This is a genomic window from Lysobacter soli (assembly GCF_009755585.1).
GTDB lineage: Bacteria > Pseudomonadota > Gammaproteobacteria > Xanthomonadales > Xanthomonadaceae > Lysobacter_J > Lysobacter_J soli.
Genome location: NZ_CP046603.1, coordinates 2,453,221 through 2,475,469, shown reverse-complemented (window position 1 = coordinate 2,475,469; position 22,249 = coordinate 2,453,221). Strand labels below are relative to the sequence as shown.

The 22,249-nt window shown below is 69.2% G+C and carries 19 protein-coding genes; 7 read left to right on the top strand and 12 right to left on the bottom strand.

From position 1 onward, the window contains the following. Positions 1-18: 18 nt before the first annotated feature. The 6 genes from GOY17_RS11180 to GOY17_RS11155 form a co-directional block, all read right to left on the bottom strand. Entirely contained in the window at positions 19-996 is a 978-nt protein-coding gene (locus GOY17_RS11180) for a restriction endonuclease (protein WP_157030468.1), read from the bottom strand. A 202-nt stretch (positions 997-1,198) separates the two neighbouring features. Then, on the bottom strand, positions 1,199-1,777 hold the full coding sequence (locus GOY17_RS11175) for a phasin family protein (RefSeq protein WP_157030467.1): 579 nt from the start codon (positions 1,775-1,777) through the stop codon (positions 1,199-1,201). Positions 1,778-1,861: 84 nt separating this feature from the next. After that, positions 1,862-2,629 carry a type 1 glutamine amidotransferase gene (locus GOY17_RS11170; RefSeq protein WP_157030466.1) on the bottom strand — a complete coding sequence of 256 codons (768 nt, stop codon included), beginning with the start codon at positions 2,627-2,629 and terminating at the stop codon, positions 1,862-1,864. Between the two features lie 49 nt (positions 2,630-2,678). Continuing rightward, positions 2,679-3,545, bottom strand: coding sequence for an EamA family transporter (locus tag GOY17_RS11165; RefSeq protein ID WP_157030465.1), 867 nt, complete (start codon positions 3,543-3,545; stop codon positions 2,679-2,681). Positions 3,546-3,837: 292 nt separating this feature from the next. Next, positions 3,838-5,946 (bottom strand): DEAD/DEAH box helicase, encoded by a 2,109-nt coding sequence (locus GOY17_RS11160; RefSeq protein ID WP_157030464.1) that lies wholly within the window; start codon positions 5,944-5,946, stop codon positions 3,838-3,840. Between the two features lie 549 nt (positions 5,947-6,495). After that, complete coding sequence (locus GOY17_RS11155) at positions 6,496-7,878, bottom strand: metal-dependent hydrolase family protein (protein WP_198173666.1); 1,383 nt, start codon at positions 7,876-7,878, stop codon at positions 6,496-6,498. 179 nt (positions 7,879-8,057) lie between these two features. Here GOY17_RS11155 and GOY17_RS11150 point away from each other — a divergent pair, with 179 nt between their 5' ends. Together GOY17_RS11150 and GOY17_RS11145 are read left to right on the top strand one after the other, a co-directional pair. Continuing rightward, positions 8,058-9,623: a protein adenylyltransferase SelO gene (locus GOY17_RS11150; RefSeq protein ID WP_157030463.1), complete on the top strand. Its 1,566-nt coding sequence runs from the start codon at positions 8,058-8,060 to the stop codon at positions 9,621-9,623. A gap of 61 nt (positions 9,624-9,684) precedes the next feature. After that, positions 9,685-10,287, top strand: a complete 603-nt coding sequence (locus tag GOY17_RS11145) for a hypothetical protein (RefSeq protein WP_157030462.1) — start codon at positions 9,685-9,687, stop codon at positions 10,285-10,287. A gap of 3 nt (positions 10,288-10,290) precedes the next feature. Here GOY17_RS11145 and GOY17_RS11140 read toward each other — a convergent pair whose 3' ends face one another. After that, on the bottom strand, positions 10,291-11,199 hold the full coding sequence (locus GOY17_RS11140) for an oxygenase MpaB family protein (RefSeq protein ID WP_232338410.1): 909 nt from the start codon (positions 11,197-11,199) through the stop codon (positions 10,291-10,293). A gap of 190 nt (positions 11,200-11,389) precedes the next feature. Here GOY17_RS11140 and GOY17_RS11135 point away from each other — a divergent pair, with 190 nt between their 5' ends. Both GOY17_RS11135 and GOY17_RS11130 read left to right on the top strand, forming a co-directional pair. Further along, a complete protein-coding gene (locus tag GOY17_RS11135; RefSeq protein ID WP_157030460.1) occupies positions 11,390-13,273 on the top strand; it encodes an ATP-binding cassette domain-containing protein in 1,884 nt (627 codons plus the stop codon). A 253-nt stretch (positions 13,274-13,526) separates the two neighbouring features. Beyond that, complete coding sequence (locus GOY17_RS11130) at positions 13,527-14,147, top strand: alpha-ketoglutarate-dependent dioxygenase AlkB family protein (RefSeq protein ID WP_157030459.1); 621 nt, start codon at positions 13,527-13,529, stop codon at positions 14,145-14,147. A 3-nt stretch (positions 14,148-14,150) separates the two neighbouring features. On the opposite strand, the gene GOY17_RS11125 is transcribed toward GOY17_RS11130, so the two are convergent. Then, the gene (locus GOY17_RS11125) at positions 14,151-16,253 is read right to left on the bottom strand and encodes an NHL repeat-containing protein (protein WP_157030458.1); all 2,103 of its coding nucleotides are present in this window, start codon (positions 16,251-16,253) and stop codon (positions 14,151-14,153) included. Positions 16,254-16,371: 118 nt separating this feature from the next. On the opposite strand from GOY17_RS11125, the gene GOY17_RS11120 reads away from it, so the two are divergent. Next, the gene (locus GOY17_RS11120) at positions 16,372-16,914 is read left to right on the top strand and encodes an SRPBCC family protein (protein ID WP_157030457.1); all 543 of its coding nucleotides are present in this window, start codon (positions 16,372-16,374) and stop codon (positions 16,912-16,914) included. Positions 16,915-16,917: 3 nt separating this feature from the next. Further along, positions 16,918-17,493 (top strand): RNA 2',3'-cyclic phosphodiesterase, encoded by a 576-nt coding sequence (gene thpR / locus GOY17_RS11115; RefSeq protein ID WP_157030456.1) that lies wholly within the window; start codon positions 16,918-16,920, stop codon positions 17,491-17,493. A gap of 5 nt (positions 17,494-17,498) precedes the next feature. Here thpR and GOY17_RS11110 read toward each other — a convergent pair whose 3' ends face one another. Continuing rightward, positions 17,499-17,657, bottom strand: coding sequence for a hypothetical protein (locus GOY17_RS11110; RefSeq protein ID WP_157030455.1), 159 nt, complete (start codon positions 17,655-17,657; stop codon positions 17,499-17,501). A gap of 171 nt (positions 17,658-17,828) precedes the next feature. On the opposite strand from GOY17_RS11110, the gene GOY17_RS11105 reads away from it, so the two are divergent. Then, positions 17,829-18,428 carry a YdeI/OmpD-associated family protein gene (locus tag GOY17_RS11105; RefSeq protein WP_157030454.1) on the top strand — a complete coding sequence of 200 codons (600 nt, stop codon included), beginning with the start codon at positions 17,829-17,831 and terminating at the stop codon, positions 18,426-18,428. Between the two features lie 423 nt (positions 18,429-18,851). Here the strand turns inward: GOY17_RS11105 and GOY17_RS11100 are convergent, their stop codons facing one another. From GOY17_RS11100 to GOY17_RS11090, 3 genes are all read right to left on the bottom strand, one after another. Further along, the gene (locus GOY17_RS11100) at positions 18,852-19,232 is read right to left on the bottom strand and encodes a SpoIIAA family protein (RefSeq protein WP_115841629.1); all 381 of its coding nucleotides are present in this window, start codon (positions 19,230-19,232) and stop codon (positions 18,852-18,854) included. A 78-nt stretch (positions 19,233-19,310) separates the two neighbouring features. Beyond that, positions 19,311-20,243, bottom strand: coding sequence for a YbaY family lipoprotein (locus GOY17_RS11095; RefSeq protein WP_198173665.1), 933 nt, complete (start codon positions 20,241-20,243; stop codon positions 19,311-19,313). Between the two features lie 162 nt (positions 20,244-20,405). Then, positions 20,406-22,172 carry a M14 family metallopeptidase gene (locus tag GOY17_RS11090; protein WP_157030452.1) on the bottom strand — a complete coding sequence of 589 codons (1,767 nt, stop codon included), beginning with the start codon at positions 22,170-22,172 and terminating at the stop codon, positions 20,406-20,408. Positions 22,173-22,249: the final 77 nt, after the last annotated feature.

Genomic DNA, 22,249 nt, shown 5'->3' with positions numbered 1-22,249 from the left:
CGGGCTACGTCAGCCGGATCAGTACGCCCGGCACTGCAGGAAGCGCACCTTGCGTTCGCTTCCCGCCGGCGGCTGCAACTGCAGGCGCGAGGCGCGCAGCGCGTCGTAGCGGGCGAGTACGCCGCAGACTTCATTCACCTGCAACTGGTCGACGTCGTCGCGCTGCTGGATGACGAGGGTCGAGCTGGTCGACCACAGCACGCGTTCGACCCAGGGCAACGCGGCGACGGCGTGGATCACTTCGCCGCGCTCGAACTGGTCGCGGTTCGGATCGGCGGGAGCCGCCAGCATCGGGTCGGTGGGGACCGATTGCGATGCCGGTGCGCGCGGCGATGACTGCGGGGCCGAGGCGGCGGGCGCGGGCGTTTCGATCGCAGGCGCAGCCGCCACCGGGGCGTCGCGCGTCATGCCCGGAACGAAGCCGAGGACGACGCCGGCCGCCAGCGCGCCGGCCCATGCGATGGCCGTCTCGCGCACGCTGCGCCGGCGTGCGCTCAGGGTGAGATCGTCGCGCAGCGAGGCCGGCAGCATCGGTCCGACCAGGGCCCACAGCGCGTCGCCATCGAACAATTCCAGCCCATCCGCGGCCTTTCGGGCTTCGGCGGGAATGCGTGCGGGCGTGGCGAGGATGCCGCCGGCTGCGCCGTTGAACCGCACCGCTTCGGCCAGTTCGCGCACGCTCGCCGCGCCCAGGCGAGTACGCGCCGCGGCGAGCTTGCACGCCAGCAACCACGCGCGGCCGTCGCGGATGAGGCGGAGTTCGGCCTGCGGACCGCGTTCGAGCGTCTGTTCGACCGATTCGGCTTCGAAACCCCGCGTACGCAGCGCCTCGACGACCAGGCGCGAGAACTCGCGCCAACGCATCTCCGCCAGCGCCTGGATACCGGCGGTCGTTTCGCCCTGACGACGTCGAACCAGCCACAACCATGCCGTCGCCGCGGCGCCCAGCAACACGGTGGCGAGGAGGGCGATCGTCAGGGAAAAACCGGCCAGCATGCACAACCCGGGAGTGTCGGAGGCTGGCGACTATACGACAGCGACATGGCTCCCCGCGTGGCGTCGGTCACGCGAGCTGTCGGATGCAGGCAAAAGAAAGCCCGCCAGTCCGAAACCGTAAGGGGAGGGGAGCATACGGAGCAGCGGACTGACGGGCTTGTCGGGACGCCCGGCGAGCGCCGGGCGGTAATGCGTTGTTCGATCAGGACGCCGCGTTGGAACGGCTGCGGGTCGCCTTCCGCGGCGACTTGCGTGCGGCCGGCGCCTTGGTCGCCTTGCTGGCCGCGGTCTTGCGAGCGCCCGTCTTGCGCGGAGCGGCCGAACCGCCCTGGCGGCGCAGTTCGGCGGTGAGCGCATCGACGCGGCGGCTCAGTTCGTTGAGGTCATCGCGGCCGGGTACGCCCAGCTTCACCAGCGACCGCTGCACGCGATCCTCGAACACCTTCTCCAGGCGATCCCAGGTGTCGACCGCGCGTTCGCGCGCCTGGCCGACGCGGGAGCCGACGACGTCGCGCACGACTTCCGCCTGACCGCCCGCGAAGCGGCGCGCGGTCTGTTCCAGCGTCATGCCTTCCTTGATCAGCGCGTCGAACAGCTTCGTGCCTTCGGCCTGTGCGCGCGAGAACGCGCCCACGCCCGCCAGCCAGATCTGCTGCGCCGATTCGCTCAGCGTGCGCGATAGCTGGTCGGCCTGCTGCTGTGCATCCTGCGTGCCGGCCTTCTTGCGCGTGCGCGTGCCGGACGCGGTGGTCTTGCCGGCCGCCTTCTTGAACTTCGCCATGCGGGTTCCCTCGATGGGAGTGGCTGGGGTCCGGTCACCTTCGCGCCCGGCTCTAGAGCTTTCACACCAAGCCCGCGCGGAAGTTCAGACCCACTCGCGCGAAGGAAGCGTGATCCGCCGCTGCGGGCGTCCCACCAGATCGAGAAACCGGTTGAACACCTCGTCCGCACGCGACTGCATGCCGGCGATGTGCTCGCGCGTCTGTCGGCGGATCGCCTCGACGTCGGCGCGGGCCGGATCGAGACCGCCCAGTTCCGCCAGTTCCTCGCGATAGGCGGGATTGCGCAGCCAGCGCTCGATCAGCGCCTCGTCCATTTCCAGATGGAACTGGAATCCGTAGGCGTTCTCGCCGTAACGGAAGGCCTGCTGCTCGCAGCCGGCGGTGCTCGCCAGGTGCGTCGCCTCGCTCGGCACCTCGAAGCTGTAACGGTGCCACTGGAACACCGGAGACGTGTCGCCGAGCGGCGACAGGACCGCGTCTTCGCGACCGGCCGGCGTGGTGTGCAGCGGGTACCAGCCGATTTCCGGCGCCTCATGCCGCCGCACCGGCGCGCCCAGCACGTGCGCCAGCAGCTGCGCGCCCAGGCAGATGCCGAGCACGGGCTTGCCCTGTTCGAGCATGTGTTCGATGGCGCGCAGTTCGGTCTTCAGGTGCGGACGCCGCGCCTGGTCCTCGACGTTCATCGGACCACCCAGCACGACCAGCCCGCGGTAACGGTCCACGTTCGGTTCGAAATCCGGCTGCCGTTCGAAATTGGCGAAACGGATGCGATGGCCGCGCCGGCGGATCAGGCGATCGAGCGTGCCGAGCGGTTCGGCGGCGACGTGCTGGAAGACGAGCAGGCGGGACATGGCGGAACGAACCGCGGAAGGGCGTTCGACTATGCCAAATCCGGGCGCATCACGCGCGCGGCGCCATCGCGATCAGCGCGATGGCCACCAGCGCCAGCACGATCGCCAGCCGGTTCCAGCGGCTGGTCTTCTCGCCGAAACCGAACACGCCGACCAGCGTGCCCAGCACGACCACGCCGATGTTCATTGCCGCGAACACGACCGACGGACTGTCGGGCAGCGCCTGGTGCGCGCGTACGTAGAAGACGATGTTGCCGAAGTTCAACAGGCCTAGAAGCAGCCCGCCTCCGACATTGCGCCAGGCCAGCCGCGTGCGGCCACGCAGATGGCGTACGAGTTGCGCACCCAGCATCAGCACGAAGGCGCTGGCGAAGGCGGCCTGCAACGCGGCCATCGACGGCGTGCCCGCAAGCGCGATGCGCTTGAGCATCACGTCCACCAGCGCGAAGCCGACCCAGACGGTGACCAGCAGCAGCCAGCTGCGGCGTTCGCTGCCGGTCGGCGACGACTCCGGCCGCATGACGATGCCCGCGACGGCGACGAGGCCGAGTGCGAGGCCGAGCAGGCGCATGCCGTCCGCACGTTCGCCGAACAGCGTGAAGGCTGCCGCGAGGGACAACAGCAGCGACAGGCGCTGCGCCACGTCGGTGCGCACGATGCCGGCCGAGCGCACCGAGGCGCCTAGCACGAGGAAGAGCGAGGGCAGGACGACCGCGAGGCCGAGCAGCGCGGCCCATGGCGTATCCGGATGCTCGAGGCTGTCCAGCGGCGGCCGCAGCAGCCATGCGCACAACGCGCCGGCGGCGAGGTAATTCCACGTCACGAGCTGGCCGACATCGAGCCGCGCCCGCGGCGCGAGCTTGAGCAGCACCGACACCAGGACGCTGCACACGGCGCTGAGGAGGATCAGGTGCATCGGGGGCGGAATCGTCGGGACGGCGGCGGGGCGGTGATGATGCCACTGCCTGATGCCGTCATCCCGGCGGAAGCCGGGACCCAGGCCGGGTGCGTATCCGCTGCAGTCCGTCATTCCAGCGAAGACTGGAATCCATTTCGATGCTAGCGAAGATCAACGAAGGGACGGCGCAGCTGTGTCGCTAGGAACAACAGCGCAGCTTTTCGCCGCAGTGGCTGTCGAGGGCCGCCACTTCGTTGCCCCTCACCCCAACCCCTCTCCCGACGGGAGAGGGGCTGAAACACCGCCGGCTTCAGCGCGGCTTAGGCCGGAACCCGCCCGGCTTGCGCGGGCCGGCGCCCTGCGGACGCGGGCCGCGCGGCGGACGGCGGTCGTCGTCGAAACCGCCGCGCTCGTGGCGACCGTGCGGGCGCTGGCCGCCGTGGCCGCCTTCGCCCGGTCGGCTGATGCGCAACTGCTGGCCGGCGACGCGCACGCGCTTAAGGTGGTCCATGACCTCGCGCGGCATGCCTTCGGGCAGGTCGATCAGGCTGTGGTCGTCGCGGATGTCGATGCGGCCGATGTAACGGCTTTCGAGCTCGGCCTCGTTGGCGATCGCGCCGACGATGTTGCCCGGCTTCACCCCGTGCTGGTGGCCGACCTCGATGCGGAAGGTTTCCATGCCGACTTCCGGTGCGCGCGCCTCGCGCGGCTCGCGGTGTTCGCGCGGCTCGCGGTGCTCGTGGCGCGGCGTCGGTGCTTCGTCGTCGAACATCGATTCGGCCGCGTTGAACGACGAGCGCTCGTTCTGCGGGCGTTCGCTTCGCGATTCGAACTGCGGACGCTCTATCGCCGGACGCTCGTAGCGTTCGGTCGGCGCGTACGGCGTTTCGGTGCGCTGCGGGCGTTCGGAACGATCGCCGCGCTCGTGACGCGATTCGTGGCGCGACTCACGCGGTGCACGCGGTCCGCTGTCGCGTTCGAAACGGGAATCGCGGTCGCGACCGCGCGAATCGCGGCCCTGTTCGCGCGGACTGCGCTGCTCGAAGCCGACCTGCGCGTGCGGGCGCAGCTTCTCGGCGGTGACGTCCAGCAGCAGCGGCATGTCGCCCTGCAGCAGCTTCGCCAGCGCCGCGGCGATCTCCACCGCCGGCACGTTCTGCTCGCGCTCGTAGCGTTCGACCAGGTCGCGGAATTGCGCCAGGTCGTCGCTGTCCAGCGCGCCGGTGATGCGGCCGAGGAAGCGGTTCACGCGCTGCTCGTTCACCGTTTCGATGGTCGGCAGCGCCATCGGCTCGATCGGCTGGCGCGTGGCGCGCTCGATCGCACGCAGCATGCCGCGCTCGCGCGGCGTCACGAACAGGATCGCCTCGCCCTTGCGGCCCGCGCGACCGGTGCGGCCGATGCGGTGCACGTAGCTTTCGGTGTCGTACGGAATGTCGAAGTTCAGTACGTGGCTGATGCGTTCCACGTCCAGGCCGCGCGCCGCCACGTCGGTGGCGACGAGCACGTCGATCTTGCCGTCCTTGAGGTTCTGGATGGTCTTCTCGCGCTGCGCCTGCTGCACGTCGCCGTTGATCGCGGCGGCGGCGATGCCGCGCGCCGCGAGCTTGTCGGCCAGCTCTTCGGTGGCCTGCTTGGTGCGCGCGAAGACGATCATCGCGTCGAACGGTTCGGCTTCCAGGATGCGGGTGATCGCGTCCAGCTTGTGCACGCCACTCACCGCCCAGTAGCGCTGGCGGATGTTGGCGGCGGTGGTGGTCTTGGCCTTGATCGAGATCTCGACCGGGTCCTTCAGGTAGGTCTGCGCGATGCGGCGGATCGGCGGCGGCATCGTCGCGGAGAACAGCGCGACCTGGCGCGTCTCCGGCGTCTTCTTCAGCACGGCCTCGACGTCGTCGATGAAGCCCATGCGCAGCATTTCGTCGGCTTCGTCCAGCACCAGGCAGCGCAGTTCGGACAGGTCCAGCGAGCCGCGTTCCAGGTGGTCGATCACGCGGCCGGGCGTACCGACCACTACCTGCACGCCGCGCTTGAGCGCCTGCAGCTGCGGGTAATAGCTCTGGCCGCCGTAGATCGGCAGCACGTGGAAGCCGGGCAGGTGATGGGCGTACTTCTGGAACGCCTCGGCGACCTGGATGGCCAGTTCGCGCGTCGGCGCCAGTACCAGCGCCTGCGGCTTCTGCCGGCCGGGCTGGATCTGCGCCAGGATCGGAAGCGCGAACGCGGCGGTCTTGCCGGTGCCGGTCTGCGCCTGGCCGAGCACGTCGCGGCCCTCCAGCAGCGGCGGGATGGTGGCGGCCTGGATGGGCGAGGGGGATTCGTAGCCGACGTCCGAAAGTGCCTTGAGCAGGGGCTCGGGCAGGGCAAGATCGGTGAACTTCAGGGACGGGGCATCATTCGAGCTGGGCTCGGCGCTCATGGGGGAGACTCGGCAGCGCCGGCGAACGCCGGTCGGGAAGACTGAACAGTGTAACCGAGGGGCGTCGTGGGGCTGTGTAGCGGGGCTGTATGCGCCCAGAAAATACCCGCGCATTCTTGCTCCGGAGCGGGGTTCGGCTGCGCGTGGGCAGGCTCGAGACGTTTGTGCCGTCGCGCTTAGCCCCTCTCCCGCCGGGAGAAGGGTTGGGGTGAGGGTCGGGACGAGTGATGCGCCCGCACTCGCTGTGCCATCGCCGTTGCATGGGCTTGGAGCAACATGAAGATCAAAAGCCTCCGCTCGCAAGCGAGCGGGTCACTTTTGTCTTGGCAAAAGTAACCAAAACCGTTCGCTCCCGACGCGAGCCGCCGCTGCGCGGCGGTGCCCTGTGCTCCTCACTGGAAAGGGAGCGCCGCGCGAACTCGCTCCGCTTCGCTGCGCTCAGACAGCGCGCGGCTCTTCGTCCCTTTCCAGTTCCGGTGCTCGGCTCGCTTTAAGTCGCTGGGAAATCAAAAGCGCAGCAACAGCGAACAGCAAGGGCGACAGCACACCTCAGAGCGCCGCGGCGCCGACGCGCGCATCCTTCTCCACCCGCCCATCCTTCATCACGAACTCCACCCGCTTGAGCACGGTCACGTCGGTCAGCGGGTCGCCGCTCACGGCGATGAGGTCGGCGCGCTTGCCTGCCTCCAGCGAACCGACCTGATCGGCCAGGCCCAGCAGGTCGGCGGCGTTTACGGTGGCGGCCTGGATCGCGGTGGCGGGCGTCATGCCGTGCGCGACCATGAGCTCGAATTCGTCGGCGTTGCGGCCGTGCAGGCTGACGCCGGCGTCGGTGCCGAAGGCGATCTTCACGCCCGCCGGCACCGCGCGCTCCAGCGCCTTGCCGGTGATGCCGATGCGCCACTGGATCTTCTCCAGCACCTCGCCGGTGTAGGCGTCGGGATTCTTCGCCAGCCGCTCCTTGTAACCGTTCACCGTGGACAACGTAGGCACGTAGTACGCGCCGGTCTGGCGGAGCAGCTTGATGTCCGCATCGTCCATCAGCGTGCCGTGTTCGATCGAATCGGCGCCGGCGCGCAGCGCGAGGGCGATGCCGTCGGCGCCGTGCGCGTGGACGGCGACCTTCTTGCGGTACAGGTGCGCGGTTTCGACGATGGCTTTGGCCTCGTCGTCGAACATCTGCTGGCCGAGGCCCGCGCCGATGCGGCTGTTCACGCCGCCGGTGGTGGCGATCTTGATGACGTCCGCGCCACGCGCGACCTGGCGTCGCACTGCCTTGCGGCATTCCTCTGCGCCGTCGCAGGTGTTGCCGTGCACATCGAGCGCCGCGTGCAGTTCGTCGCGGAAGCCGAGCGTCGGGTCCATGTGGCCGGCGGTGGCGGAGATCGCCATGCCCGCGTCGACGATGCGCGGCCCCGGCAGCTTGCCTGCCGCGACTGCATCACGCAGCGCAAGCGTCACGCCGTCCTCGTCGCCGAGGTTGCGCACGGTGGTGAAGCCCGCCTGCAACGTCTTGCGCGCATTCACCGCGGCCTCGTAGGCGTGGTCGGCGACGCCCTTCGAAATGCCTTCCAGCTGGCCTTCCACGCCTGCCTTGTCGGATGTCAGGTGTACGTGGCTGTCGATCAGGCCCGGAAGGACGAACCGGTCGCGCAGGTCGATGACGATCGCGCCGGTGGCATTCGGGAACGCGGATGCATCGACGAAGCCATCGCGCACGGCATCGATGCGGCCGTTGCAGACCAGTAGCGTGCTCGCGCCGCGTGCCGCATGGCCGGGGCGATCCAGCAACCGTCCGGCCTGCACGAGGCTGCACGATTGCTTGCCTGCCGGCGCCTGGGCGCTGGCGTGCGTGGCGATCGCCAGCAGCATCGCGGCGGCGAGGGCCGGGCCGATATGGCCGACGGCGTGGTTGGTGCGTTGGCGCGACATCATCCGTTCGATTCCCCAATGCGACGGTGGACGGCCAGCATACGCGGACGTCCGCCCGCCCGACTGCGACCCGCGTCGATGTGCCGCGGCTGTCCCTTCGCCACCTGCGGCGGGTTCACCGCTTGTAGCCATCGCGCCCGGCACCATCTGTAGAGCGGTCCCTGCCGCGTGCACGCTTCATGCTGAATCCGCATTTCGACAATCTCTTCGTCCGCGATCTCCCCGGCGACCCCGACACCGCGCCCGGCGTGCGGCAGGTGCACGGCGCCGCGTATTCGCGCGTGGAGCCCACGCCGGTTCCGCAGCCGCGGCTGCTCGCGCATTCAGCGGAGATGGCGCGCCGGCTCGGCTTCAGCGAGGCCGACGTCGCCTCCGACGAGTTCGCCCGCGTGTTCGGTGGAAATTCGCTGCTGCCCGGCATGCAGCCGTTCGCGGCGAACTACGGCGGCCATCAGTTCGGCCAGTGGGCAGGCCAGCTCGGCGACGGTCGCGCGATTTCGCTGGGCGAGATGATCAACGCCGAGGGCGAACGCTGGGAATTGCAGCTCAAGGGCGCCGGTCCGACGCCGTATTCGCGCAGCGCCGACGGCCGCGCAGTCCTGCGTTCGTCGATCCGCGAATTCCTGTGCAGCGAGGCGATGCACCACCTCGGCGTGCCGACCACGCGCGCGCTGAGCCTGGTCGGCACGGGCGAATGGATCGAACGCGACATGTTCTACGACGGCCATCCGCAGCTGGAACCCGGGGCGGTGGTGTGCCGCGTCGCGCCGTCGTTCATCCGTTTCGGCAATTTTGAACTACCGGCTTCGCGCAACGACACCGAACTGCTGCGCCAGCTGGCCGACTTCTGCATCCGCCGCGATTTCCCGGACCTGCGCGGCCTCGGGCGCGGGCAGGCGGCGTACGCCGAATGGTTCGCGCAGGTATGCGAGCGCACCGCCGTGCTGATGGCGCACTGGATCCGCGTCGGCTTCGTGCATGGCGTGATGAACACCGACAACATGTCGATCCTCGGCCTCACCATCGATTACGGCCCGTACGGCTGGGTCGACAACTTCGATCCGGGCTGGACGCCCAACACGACCGATCGCTACCAGCGCCGTTACCGCTTCGGCCAGCAACCGCAGGTCGCGTACTGGAACCTCGGGCGGCTGGCCGGCTCGCTGTCGCTGCTGTTCGACGACACCGAGCCGCTGCAGGCCGGCCTGCGCCGCTTCGTCTCCACCTACCTGGATGCCGATCGCGAGAACACCGCGCGCAAGCTCGGCCTGGCCGACTACCGCGAGGACGACACCGCCCTGATGCAGCAGTTGCAGGACCTGCTGACCGAAGGCGAGATCGACATGACGCTGTTCTTCCGCGGCCTGGCCGACCTCGACGTGCGGGCGCCGGACCTGCGCGCGATGGAAGACGCGTTCTACGACCCGGCGCGCCGTGAGGCGGTCGAGCCGGCATTGCGCGAATGGCTGGCGCGTTATGTCGCGCGGCTCTCGCAGCAGGACCTGCCGGACGCGCAGCGGCGCGAGCGCATGAACGCCGCCAACCCGCGGTACGTGCTGCGCAACTACCTCGCGCAGCAGGCGATCGACCGTGCGGCTGAAGGCGACATCGGCGGCGTCACGGAGCTGCTGGAGGTCATGCGCCGCCCCTACGACGACCAGCCCGGCCGCGAGGCCTACGCGCGCCGCCGCCCGGACTGGGCGCGCGAACGTGCGGGCTGTTCGATGCTGTCCTGCAGTTCCTGACGCCGCCTACACATCGGCCGCGCATCATGCCGCCGCGGGGAACATCGCGGAGAGTGCGGCCATGCGCAACGCAACGATCATCCGTTTCCATCGCACGCTGGTGGCGTGCGTCCTGCTTGGCCTGACGACCGCCGCCGCGGCGCAGGTGCAGGGCCGCACGGTCGGCACGCTGCAGCGGCACGATCCGGCGCAGCATCGGATCGTGCTCAGCCTCGACGCGCGCACCGGCAGCGAACTGGGGCAGGGCGCGCCGATGAACCTGTACTACGACGAAGCCAAAGCCGAGCGCGATCGGGCCACGCGGCCGAAACTGCAGCCGGGCGATCGCGTGATGCTGGATACGGTGAAGACCGGCAACCGCGTCGAAGCGACATCGGTGACACGCCTGCCCGACACGACGCCGGGCCAGGGCTGGGGCCAGTACTTGCACGGCACCGTCGCCGAGTTCGTCCCGCGCACCGACGTGCTGATGGTCGACCAGACCGAGACGCGCATCCGCAACCGCATCGAAATCGATGCGAAGACGCAGGTGTTCGCGCTGGACGGCACGCCGATGCGGCTCGAGCAGCTCAAACCCGGCGACGAGATCGACATGGCTTTCCGCCTGGGCGGTCGCGTGCGCACGGCCTCGAAGATCGTGTTGCTGAAACCCGCAGGCGGCTGAGGGTTACGGCCAGCGGTCGAGGATCGACGGGTCGGCTCCGACGCGCCGGCACGCACGCGGACCGACGCCGTCGTTCAATGCCGCGCGGAAGATCGGCGAAATCGTGCGCAGCGTGCGCGATGCGACCGCGGCACGTGCGCGTTCGAAGCGCGTCGGCGCGAGCATGTCGACCGCCCAATTAGGCAGCAGCGCGGCGCCGGCGCCGAGGAACAGGTCGCGCGACAGTCCGGCCATCGGCACGGGTAGACGAATGCGCGCGAGCACGCGCAGCACCTCGCGCGAGCGTTCATCCAGTCGAAGCTCGCCCTGCATGCGGGCGAAGAACGCGGCGACTTTGGCCTCCGTGCCGGGCACGTCGCGCGCGCCCAGCGCTTCGGCGACGCGACGCACTTCGCCGTAGTACGCATCGGCCGCGCCGCTGGGCAGCGTCATCGGCGAATAGCGGCGGAATCCTTCGAGGAAACCGAAGCTTTCGGTCACATGCACCCACGTCAGCAGCGCCGGATCGTCGGCGCGATACAAGCGACCGTCCGGCAGCGTGCCGCGCACCTGCTCGTGGATTCCGGCGACGCGATCGATGAGCTTCTGCGCTTCCGGGCGCGAGGCGTACGTGGTGCCGGCAACGAAATTGGTCGTGCGCCGCAGCCGGCCGACGAGATCGGTGCGGAAATTGGAGTGGTCCCACACGCCGGCCAGCGCCAGCGGATTCAGTGTCTGCAGCATCAGCGCGCACAGGCCGCCGGCGAGCATGCCGGGGAAGTCGGAATGCACGCGCCAGGTCACGCTGTCGGGACCGAACAGGCCGGGATCGCCGGCCGGATGGTCGTAATCGATGCCGCTCTGCCCGCGCGGGAAGGCGGACAGCACCCAGTGGCGGATGCGTTCGGCGGCGAGGGCGTGCGGGGAGGGCATGGGGAGATGATCCCATCCCGTCGTCTCGGCCATGCCCTAGCCCCTCTCCCGGCGGGAGAGGGGTTGGGGTGAGGGGTAACGGAGTGGGCGCGTCGAAAGATCTACGCAGCGGGGCACTGCGGATTTGAGCGAAGGCAGCCTGGGTCCCCGCTTCCGCGGGGATGACGGGATGAGCCGGTAGAATCCCCCCATGCCCCTGATCACCCTGAACAACGTCGACTACGGCGTCGGCGGCCCCTTGCTGCTTTCCGACGTCGTCCTCTCCATCGAACCCGGCGAGCGCATCGCGCTGATCGGCCGCAACGGCGCCGGCAAATCCACGCTGATGAAGCTCATCGCCGGCGACATCCACGCCGACGACGGCGAGGTCCGCCGCGAAGGCGGCGTCCGCATCGCGCGCCTGGAACAGGAAGTCCCGCCCGGCGCCGACGGCGACGTCTGGGACGTGGTGGCCGGCGGGCTGGGCGAGCTCGGCAGCTGGCTCGCCCAGTTCCACCACCTCAGCCACGCCGAGCACGTCGACACCGACGCGCTGGCGAAGGTCCAGCAGAAGATCGAGGACGCCAACGGCTGGTCGCTCGACCAGCGCGTGACCGAGACGCTCCAGCGCCTGGAACTGGACGGCGACGCCGTCTTCGCGCGCCTGTCCGGCGGCATGAAGCGTCGCGTGCTGCTCGCCCGCGCGCTGGTGTCCTCGCCCGACGTCCTGCTGCTGGACGAGCCGACCAACCACCTGGACATCGAGGCCATCGACTGGCTCGAAGGTTTCCTCAAGGCCTGGCAGGGCGCGCTGGTGTTCGTCACCCACGATCGCCGCTTCCTGCGTTCGCTCGCCACGCGCATCGTCGAGATCGACCGCGGCCAGGTCACCAGCTGGCCCGGCGACTGGGACAACTACCTGCGCCGCCGCGAGGAGCGCCTGAACGCCGAAGCGCAGGAAAACGCGCGTTTCGACAAGATGCTGGCGCAGGAGGAAGTGTGGATCCGGCAGGGCATCAAGGCCCGCCGCACGCGCGACGAAGGCCGCGTCACGCGCCTGAAGCAGATGCGCGTGGAGCGCTCGCAGCGGCGCGAGCTGCAGGGCAACGTCAAGATGGACTTCGCCCAGAGCGAGTCGTCGGGCAAGAAGGTCGTCGAAGCGAAGGACGTCAGCTTTGCCTTCGGCGATCGTGAACTCATCCGCGATCTGTCCACCACGATCTTCCGCGGCGACCGCATCGGCCTGATCGGCCCCAACGGCAGCGGCAAGACCACCCTGCTGAAGCTGCTGCTGGGCGAACTGAAGCCGCAGTCGGGCGAGGTGAAGCTCGGCAGCAACCTGCAGATCGCGTACTTCGACCAGTACCGCGCGACGCTGCGCGAGGACTGGAACGCGCTGGAAAACGTCGCCGAGGGCCGCGAGTTCGTCGAGGTGGGCGGCAAGTCCAAGCACGTCATCGGCTACCTGCAGGATTTCCTGTTCACGCCCGAACGCGCCCGCGCACCTATCACGCGCCTGTCCGGCGGCGAGCGCAACCGCCTGCTGCTGGCGAAGCTGTTCGCGCAGCCGTCCAACCTGCTGGTGATGGACGAACCGACCAACGACCTCGACGTCGAGACGCTGGAACTGCTAGAAGAACTGCTCGGCGACTATCCGGGCACGCTGCTGCTGGTCAGCCACGATCGCGATTTTCTCGACAACGTCGTGACCTCGACCCTGGTGATGGAAGGGGATGGCCGCGTCGGCGAATACGTCGGCGGCTATACCGACTGGCTGCGTCAGCGGCCGGTGAAGTCGGTTCCGGCGGCAGGTGCGAAGGCCGTGCCGGCTGCGGCGCCAGTTGCCGCGGGGGCCGCTCCCGCGGTTGCCGCGCCGAAGAAGAAGCTCAGCTACAAGGACGCGCGCGAGCTGGAGCAGCTGCCGGTGCGCATCGAGCAGCTCGAAACGAAGGTCGCCGAACTGACCGCGCAGATGAACGAGCCGTCGTTCTACCAGCGCGACGCCGCCGGCATCGCCGCCCACACCGACCTGATGGCGAAGACGCAGGCGGAGCTGGATGCGGCGTATGAGCGGTGGAATGAGTTGGAGGGGTGACGTACCGCTTTGAGCCCCTCTCCCTCCGGGAGAGGGGTTGGGGTGAGGGGCGGCGGAGCGGTGGTGGCTCCGATTGCTGTAGTTCGCCTTGCCGAGCTCTGACCTGAAAAGCTAGCGTTGTGCCGCATCGAACGTCCGGACGACGAGGCTTCGTTCCCCCTCACCCCAACCCCTCTCCCGCGGGGAGAGGGGCTGAACACCGGGGATGGCGCCCGTCTCACCCCGCGAGACGCCCCCACCGCACACTCGCGCGATGCCGCGCGCCACCGCCCTCACCGACGATCTCTTCGCTGCCGCCCCGGCCAGCAACGCCCCGCGCACGCTCATCGAAGACGCCCAGGGCGGCATCCGCTATTGGCCGGCGTTCCTTCCGGATGAGCTCGCCGCGCGCTGGTTCGACGAGCTGAAAACCGCGGTCGCGTGGGAAGCGCAGCGTCGCCCGATGTACGACCGCATCGTCGACGTGCCGCGCCTGATCGCGTCCTACCGTTTCGAGGACGACGGCATTCCCGCACCGCTGATCGACGGCGTCGAGCGCGTTCGCGCGCACCTGGACGAACCTTTCAACGCCGTAGGCCTCAACTTTTACCGCGATGGCAACGACAGCGTCGCCCCGCACGGCGACAAGCTGCACATGCTGCGCGAAGGCCATCCCATCGCGCTCGTCTCGCTCGGCTCGCCACGGCGCATGACCATCCGCGACCTCGCCACGCGCAAGGCGCTGCACATCGACCTGGAACCCGGCAGCCTGCTGGTGATGAGCCACGCCAGCCAGCTCACGCACGAACACGGCGTGCCGAAGACCAAGGCGCCCGTCGGGCCGCGCATCAGCCTCGCGTATCGCGTGCGACCGCCGCGCACGGCACGCGGCTGAAGTTCACTCCAGCCGCACCTTCAGGTCGCGTCCGGCCGTGGCGAAGTTGCCGCTGTAATCCTGCGCGGTGATGCGAAGCACGTAGTCGCCGGCGGGCAGTTCGCCGGGCTGCCACTGGCCGGTCGCGAGCACGCCATCGCGCACGGTGTTGGTCACCAGATACTGGAATCGCGTGATCGCGCTGCCGTGCACGGTGATGCCGCTCGACGGCCCGTACGCGATCTTCACCGCGTCGGGATCGGCCGGCATGCGGTTGAATTCGATCGTCATGCGCGGCTGCTCGTAGCCCGGCAGCGGCGCGCCGGCCGTGTCCAGCCACTGATAGCCCAGCGCGTGCAGCCCAAGCCGGCGCCGCGGCAGGTTGCGATCCACCTGGTCCCACGCATCCACGGCGATCTGCACGCCGGGCGTCGCGCGCGAGAGCACCAGGCGTCCATCGCGGCGCACCGTCAGTGGCTGGTCCTGCGCGTCGAGCAGTTCGATCCGGTCGATGCGCGGCGCGTAATGGTCGGCGTAGTTCACGAAGCCCAGCGCCACCGCGTTGCGTTCGTAGCCACTGGCGCCAACGCTCAGGTGTACGTGCGCCATGCCGTTGATCGTGCCGAGCGCGTCTCCCGCGGCAAAGCGCGTGCCGCGACGCACGCGGACGCGTTCGGGCTTGCCGTCGTCGCCGGGGACGATGAGGAAGCGCGAGGCATCCAGCGGCTCGCCGCGCGGCGTGCGGCCCACGCGCATGTGGATGTAGCCGAGCGTGTCGATCCCCAACCCTTCGCCGAGTTCGCCGAAGCCCCACGCCGCATACGGGCTGCTGACCTTTCCGTCGGCGATGGCGAGGACCTGCTGTCCGACGTCGCCGCGAATGTCGAGCCCGCCATGCAGGTGGTCGCGGTTCTCGCGCTGGTAGTTGCCGCGCACTTCGCCAAGCGTACCGACGACTTCGTGCCAGCCGTCCTGCGGCGCCAGCGGCCAGCGCCCTCCGGTGGCGGGCAGCGGCGCGTCGGGTGAAGGACCCACGATCTGCGCCGTGCCCACATCGCGCGCCGCATCCACGGGACGGATGCGATGCACGCGATAGGCGCCAGCGTCCGCGACCAGCAACGTGCCGTCTTCGGCGACCACCAGCCCCGACGGGCGCGACAAGCGCTGCGCCTGCGTCTGCCCGGTGATCTGGTGCGCGCTGCCGTCACGCGCGAACTGCACCAGCCCGCGGTACATCTCGCCGACGTAGAGCACGCCGTCGTGCGCGATCGCCAGGCTGAGCGGGCGATGCACCGGCGGATGTTCGTCGCCGGGCATCGCGCGGGCGAGGGTGGTGACCTCACCGGTCGGCGTGATGCGGCGGATCGCGTTGTTGCGCAGGTCGGCGACGTAGACGCGGTTCATCGCGTCGACCGCGACCGCGGTGGGCGTGTCGAACCGCGCCAGCGTGCCGACGCCGTCCGCGTCGCCCGGCCGCTCGCCGCCGGCCAGCGTCGAGACGCTGCCATCGGGCGCGATCACGCGGATGCGGTCGTTGTAGGTGTCGGCGACGTACACGCGACCGTCCGCGCCGACGGCGACGCCGGTCGGCCCGTCGAAACGGGCCTGCGCGCCGGGGCCATCCGCGAAGCCCGGCGTGCCGTTGCCGGCGATCGTGCTCACCGCGCCTTGCGGCGTGATTTTGCGGATCGCGTGATTGCCGGTATCGGCGACATAGAGATTGCCGTCCCGATCGAAGGCGAGGCCTGACGGGGTGTCGAACGCCGCAGCGGCACCGACGCCGTCGGCGAAGCCTTCCACCGAGCCGGCAACCGTCGAAACGGTGCCGTCGCGCGCGATGCGGCGTATGCGGTTGTTGTCGCCCGCGTCGCTGACGAACACCGCGCCGTCCTTCGCGACCGCCACGCCGTACGGATCGGCGAAGCGCGCCTGCATCGCCGCGCCGTCGCGCAGGCCGGGGATGCCGTCGCCTGCGATCAGGTCGATGTGGCCGGCCCAGGCGATGGTGGTCGGCGCCGGACCGAGCACGGCCTGAGCGATGGGTGGGCGCCGTTCGAACACCCAGGTCGCGGCGAGCGCCGCCGCAGTCGCGACCAGCACCACCACCAGCCATCCGTTGCGTGACATGCGTTTCCTCGTCGTGCGTGACCTTCGATTATTGCCCGCGCCGCGCGCCCGGCGCACCCTTGCACGCGGCGGTCGGCGCGCGCCTAATCGCGCTGGTTTTCAATGACGGGAGCGTGCGATGCGTTGGATCCTCGGAGCAGGCGCGCTGGCGCTTGCGTTGACGTGCAACACGGCCACGGCCGCGGTGAAGGACGCCACGGCCGGCGGCTTCACCGTCGAGAACAGCGAAACCGTGCCGGTCGATGCCGACGCGGCATGGAAGGCGCTGGTGCAGGACGTCGACCGCTGGTGGCCGAAGGACCACAGCTGGTGGGGCAACGAATCGAAGCTGACGATCGACGCGCGTGCCGGCGGCTGTTTCTGCGAACTCGCCGGCGCACGGCAGGCGCAGCACATGGCGGTGGTCTTCGTCGATCCCGGCAGGACGTTGCGCATGACCGGCGGCCTCGGTCCGCTGCAGGGCATGGGCCTCAGTGGCGCGCTGGAATTCCGCCTCGCGCCCGCCGACGGCGGTGGCACGCGCATCACGATGTTCTATCGCGCCGGCGGCTACACGCCCGACGACCTGTCGAAGTTCGCGCCGGTCGTCGACAAGGTGCAGGCGCAGCAGCTGCGCGGACTGGCGGATTTCCTCCGCAAGTCGGCGAAGCAGGGCGGCTAGCGAATGGCACAGCTGGGACTGGGATTCGACGATGCACCGACAGGCGAGCCGCACCGCCTGTTCTTCGCGCTATGGCCCGACGACGCGCTGCGTCCGCGCATCGCCGCGGCCGCGGCGTCCGTCATATCGGAACATGCGCCGGGCGGGCGTCCGCTGAAACCCGACCGCTACCACGTGACGCTGCAGTTCCTCGGCGATTTCCGCCCGCTGCCGACATCGTTGGTTGAAGACGCGAAAGCCGCGGCCGCCGCCGTGCGTTCGCCGGCGTTCGAGCTGTCGCTCGATGAAGTCGGCAGCTTCCGCGGCGCGAACGTCTGGTGGCTCGGTTCGCACCATGCGCCCGATGGGCTGCGCGCGCTGTTCGATGGGCTCGGTCGGTCGCTGGCACAGCATCGCGTCCCGGTGAAATCGTCCGCGAGCTTCGTGCCGCACCTCACCGTGCAACGCGACGTGCGACGCTTCATCGCGCCCACGCCGGTGCCGCCGCTGCCCTGGCCCGTGCGCGAGTTCGTGCTGATCGACAGCCAGCCCGGACGCGGCACGCCGTACGAGGTGATCGGGCGATGGCCGCTGGGCTGAGCGCTTCAGTGACGCAGCGCGATGTCCGGCCAGCGATCGATGCTGCCGTCCTCGCGCACGACCACGAAGTCGCGCGCGGTGGCGAAGAGCACCGGCGTCGGGTGATCCAGCGGCGTGCGCACGAAGGCCAGCCGCCAGCCGCAGCGTTCGCAGGCTTGCAGCATCGTGCGTTGCGGGATGGTCAGCCCGATGCGGCGCTGGACGCGGATGCCGCCGCTGGGTGTCCGCCGTTCGACAGTGGCTATGACGTGTTCCCCCTGTATCGCCGCCCTCATTGATTCCAACGCATGGCGCACGGCGGGCCGGACGCCCGCAACGCCCTTCAGGAGCCCCGCATGCCGACCGTCGATCCGCGCGTCGATGCCTACATCGAAAAGTCCGCCGACTTCGCCCGGCCGCTGCTCGCGAGCATCCGCGAGGGCGTGCATGCCGCGTGTCCGGAAGCGGAGGAAACGCTGAAGTGGGGCATGCCCAGCTTCACGTGGCGCGGGAAGATCCTGTGCGGGATGGCGGCGTTCAAGCAGCACGTGACGCTGTGGTTCTGGGAAGGCCGCGCGATCGTGGGCGACGAGGCCAACCGCGAGGCGATGGGCCAGTTCGGCCGCATCACGAAGAAGTCCGAACTGCCCGGAAAGCGCGAGCTCGCCGACTACGTGAAGCAGGCGATGGCGCGGATCGAAAGCAGGGCGACGGTGCCCGCGAAGAAGAAACCGGCCGCGAAGGCGGCGCTGCCGGTCCCCGACGACCTGACCGCCGCGCTGCGTCGTAACGCGAAGGCGCGCGCCACGTTCGAGGGCTTCGCGCCGGGGTATCGGCGCGACTACATCGAGTGGATCGTCGAGGCGAAGCGCGAAGACACGCGACAGCGCCGTATTGCGCAGGCGATGGAATGGCTCGCAGAAGGTAAGACGCGGAACTGGAAGTACATGAAGTAGGCGGGCGATGGGGGGCCTTTCGGTCGAGCCCCGTCGTGGGCTTCGCTTACTCGCTGCAGAGCTCTTAAAGCTGTCATCCCCGCGAAGGCGGGGATCCATGTCTCCGCGCCCTCACGGCTTTCGAAAGGCGTGACGCGTCCGAACGATGGATTCCCGCCTTCGCGGGAATGACGGCAAGAACAAACGCTCGCCCGTGCGATGGTCGAGCCCCTCCATGGGCTTCGCTTACCCGCTGCAGAACTTTTAAAGCTGTCATCCCCGCGAAGGCGGGGATCCATGTCTCCGCGCCGCCACGGCTTTCGAAAGGCGTGACGCGTCCGAACGATGGATGTTCGGCTCCGCCGAAGTGGAGCGCTAGCCCGCCTTCGCGGGAATGACGGCAAAAGCCAGACGGCGTTTCGACTCTAACGACCGACGCGTGAATTACCGCAACGGCTCCACCACCGCAGCCCATGCCAGCGCCGCATCGTGCTCGTCCGGCTCGAACGCGCGGATTTCGGTGTTCGGGAAAAAACGCCCGGCGAACTCGGAAATCTCGCCCAGCCAGCGTTTGTCGGTCACGATCGCACCGCGTGCGAAGCGGTCGTACTCGCCGAACTTCGCGAAGAAATAGCGCAGGTCCTTCGCCAGCGCCTCAGGCGTCAGGCCGGTGAAGCCGGTCATGTCGCAGTAGATGCCGATGCGTTCGTGCAGGCGCAGGCGGCCCTCGATGTCGGCGATGCAGCGGTCGTAGTCGGCCCCGTCCAGCGTGCCGCTCAGGCGATACGCCCCGACATGCGATGGCGAAGGCAGCAGGTCGATCATGGCATCGTCCGACGGAAACCTCGCGCCAGCGTGCGCGGCGCGGGGTTCAGGAGGCGTCAACGCATGCGCGCAGTGGCGTTACTTCGACAGGAACGCGCCACACCCGGTGTAGGTCTTGCCGCCAGCGTGCAGTTGCGCGGTGACGTCGAACGTCGCGCCGGCGTCGTCCTGGCAGGGTTTGCGTTCGGTGATGAGCTCGACCTGCGTGCCGTTGGCGCTCTTGCCGGTCCATCCGTCGCCCTTCGCGCGCGGCTGCACGCTGGCGATGTCGAGCTTGCGCGAGCCGAAATCCAGCTGCGCGTGCAGCGAAGGCGCGTCGCCCTGGCCGATCTCGACCAGCCATCCCGGCTCGTTGCCCACCGCGCGGAAGGCGACGCCGCGGGAGCGTGCGTCGTCCCACGGCGAGGCGACGTTCGTTCGCGTGCATTCGTGCTTTTCGCCATCGAGCGTCAGCGTGCCGCTGTCGCCCTTCGTCCAGAACTCGTTGCCGGCGTCGTCGGCATAGCGTGCACCGGATCCCGATACCGCCAACGGCAGCGAACGGCTACGGCCGCTGTACGACAGCGTCACCGTGTTGGCGACGTTGTCGAATACCGCGCCCACGCGCAGGTCGCCGCATTGCCAGTTCGTCGGCGGCGGCGATGCGGTGGTCGATGCGGCATCTGCGGCCGGCGCGGCGACATGCACCATCGCGATCTCCACCGGTTTGTTCGCCGCTGGGTCCACCGGCACGCGCGTGACGCTCGCGAACAGCGGCGCGCCGTCGGGCCCGGCGAGCGTGGCGTGCAGGCCGTACTGGCCATTGGCGCGCAGCTTCGCCGGATCGAAGGGCAGGGTGAAGGCGATGGGCGGGCCGCCGACGTCCTTCACCATGGCGTCGGCGATGACGGCGTTGGGCGTGTCGGCCAGCAGGTTGTCGAGCAGCTGCACGCGCAGCGTCGAACCCGGCGGCGGCTGGATGCGCTCGCGGTAGGTTGCCGTACCGGTGACGGCATGGGCCCCCTGCGTCATGGAGGGCGCCGGCGCTGTGGTGTTGCCCTGGGGCTGGCACCCGGCGACGAGCACCGCCACCGTCAGGAGGAGCGGCGCGACGCGAAGGGAAGTCCTCGACACGGTCATGGCACGTCCTCCGTCAGGTGGCGCGAGCGTAGCGGGGCGTTTGTTGGAACCGCGTCAGCGCGGCGCCCGGTCGATGCGGACCACCGGGTAGCGGCGGTACTGGTCGTCCCACGACGAATGCCGGCGCGCGAAGAACTCCAGCCGCTGCTGCGGACTGTCGGCAAACGCCTTGTCCTCTTCGAGGCGCTGCTCGAAGGCGGCTTTCACCTTCGGATCCTTCAGCATCTCGCGCGCCACGTCCTCGGCGACGTAATCCTCCATGTATTCCTTTCGCTCGAAGTAGTTGTTGAACTCGCCCCACGCGACCAGCGCGTCCGGCGCCTGCGGTTCCAGCAGCGCCATCACCAGGCGCGCCTTCGGCTGCGCGATCGGCACGAACAGAGCCCCGGCGCCGATGGTGCGCTTTTCCGGCGTCCACTTGCCTTCCAGCGTCGTGCGCTGGTGGCCTTCGACCGACTGAGCGGCGAACGTCGCCGTGTCGGCACGGAACGCCTGCACGGCGAGTTTCGGCAAGGGCGCGTCGAGGCGGCGATACGTCACGCCGTGCTGGTCGAGCTTCGCGCCGACCCACGCCGCGTGCGCGGCCGGGACGATATACCCCGCCTTCGGCGCATCGACGACATGCGCCGGCACCAGTTCGTCGCGCATCGGCACCTGCCAGACCTGCGGTTTGCTTTCGTCGTAACGCGTCATCAGCGCGCCGGAGACCTCCGACGGCGTGCGCGTGTATTCGTAGCCGCGGAAGTCGATCGTGCGGACCGTGTCGGTCGCCTTGTAATCCAGCGCCACGGGCTTGCCGCCCAGCAACTGCGCGCGCACGTCGGCGGCCAGCGCCTGCACGCGCCATTGCGCGCCGTTCTGCGCGATGAGGTCCAGCAGCGAGACGATCGTGTCGTGCGTGACCTTCACCCGGTGCGGGTAGTCGCGCCAGGAATGGGTTTCGACCAGCATGCCCAGGCGGTTGCGCAGCTGGAAATAGCCGTGCGAGAAGCGCGGCGTGGCGACGCCATCCTCGAAGCCGGACGACGGATCGTCGTTCACCACAAACGAGGGATAGAACGGCAACGGCAGCGAACCCTGCTCCGCGAGGTACGCGATCACGCCATCGCGCAATGCAGTGCCGGCCTTGCGCAGCGTTTCGTCGCCGCCATGCACCGGTTCGACCTGGATGGAGACGTCGTGCTCGAACTTCGCGCCGTCGGTGACGTGCAGGTCGACGTAGGCCAGCGGGTCCCACGCGTTGACCAGGGCCAGCATCGCCTGCATTTCCGGCGTGTCGGCCTTCACGTAGTCGCGGTTGAGGTTGTAGTTCTGCGCGGTCGTGCGCCAGCCCATTTCCTCCGGACCGCGCTGGTTCGGGCGGTTCCACGCGGCGAAACGCTCGTGGCCGTCCACGTTGAACACCGGCACGAACAGCAGCACCTGCTTTTCCAGCGCGCCGACCGCGACTTCGCCATCGAGCGCCTGCCGCAGCGCGAGGAAGCCCGCGTCCTTCCCGTCGATCTCGCCGGCGTGGATGCCGCCCTGGATCAGCGTCACCGGCAGGTTCTGCGCCTTCGCCGCTTCCGGCGTGAACGCACCGACCTTCGACACGACGAGCACTTTCATCGGCCGGCCTTCCGGCGTGGTGCCGAAGTCCGCACAGCGCACGGCCTCGGGATACCGCGCCGCGAAGGCGTCGCATAGCGCGATCACCTCGTCGTAGCGGCCAGTCTTCGTGAAGCCGCTGCGCTCGGAAATGGTCGTCAGCGCGGCGTCGGGCGGCGCGGCGACGGCGGGCAGGGCGGTGAGCAGGGCGGCGATCAACAGCGTGCGGGTCATCGTGCGGCGTTCCGGCGGAAAGTCCCGAATGGTAGCGGACCCCGCCCGCGGGGCTGCCCTGTCGCCGGTCACGTTGC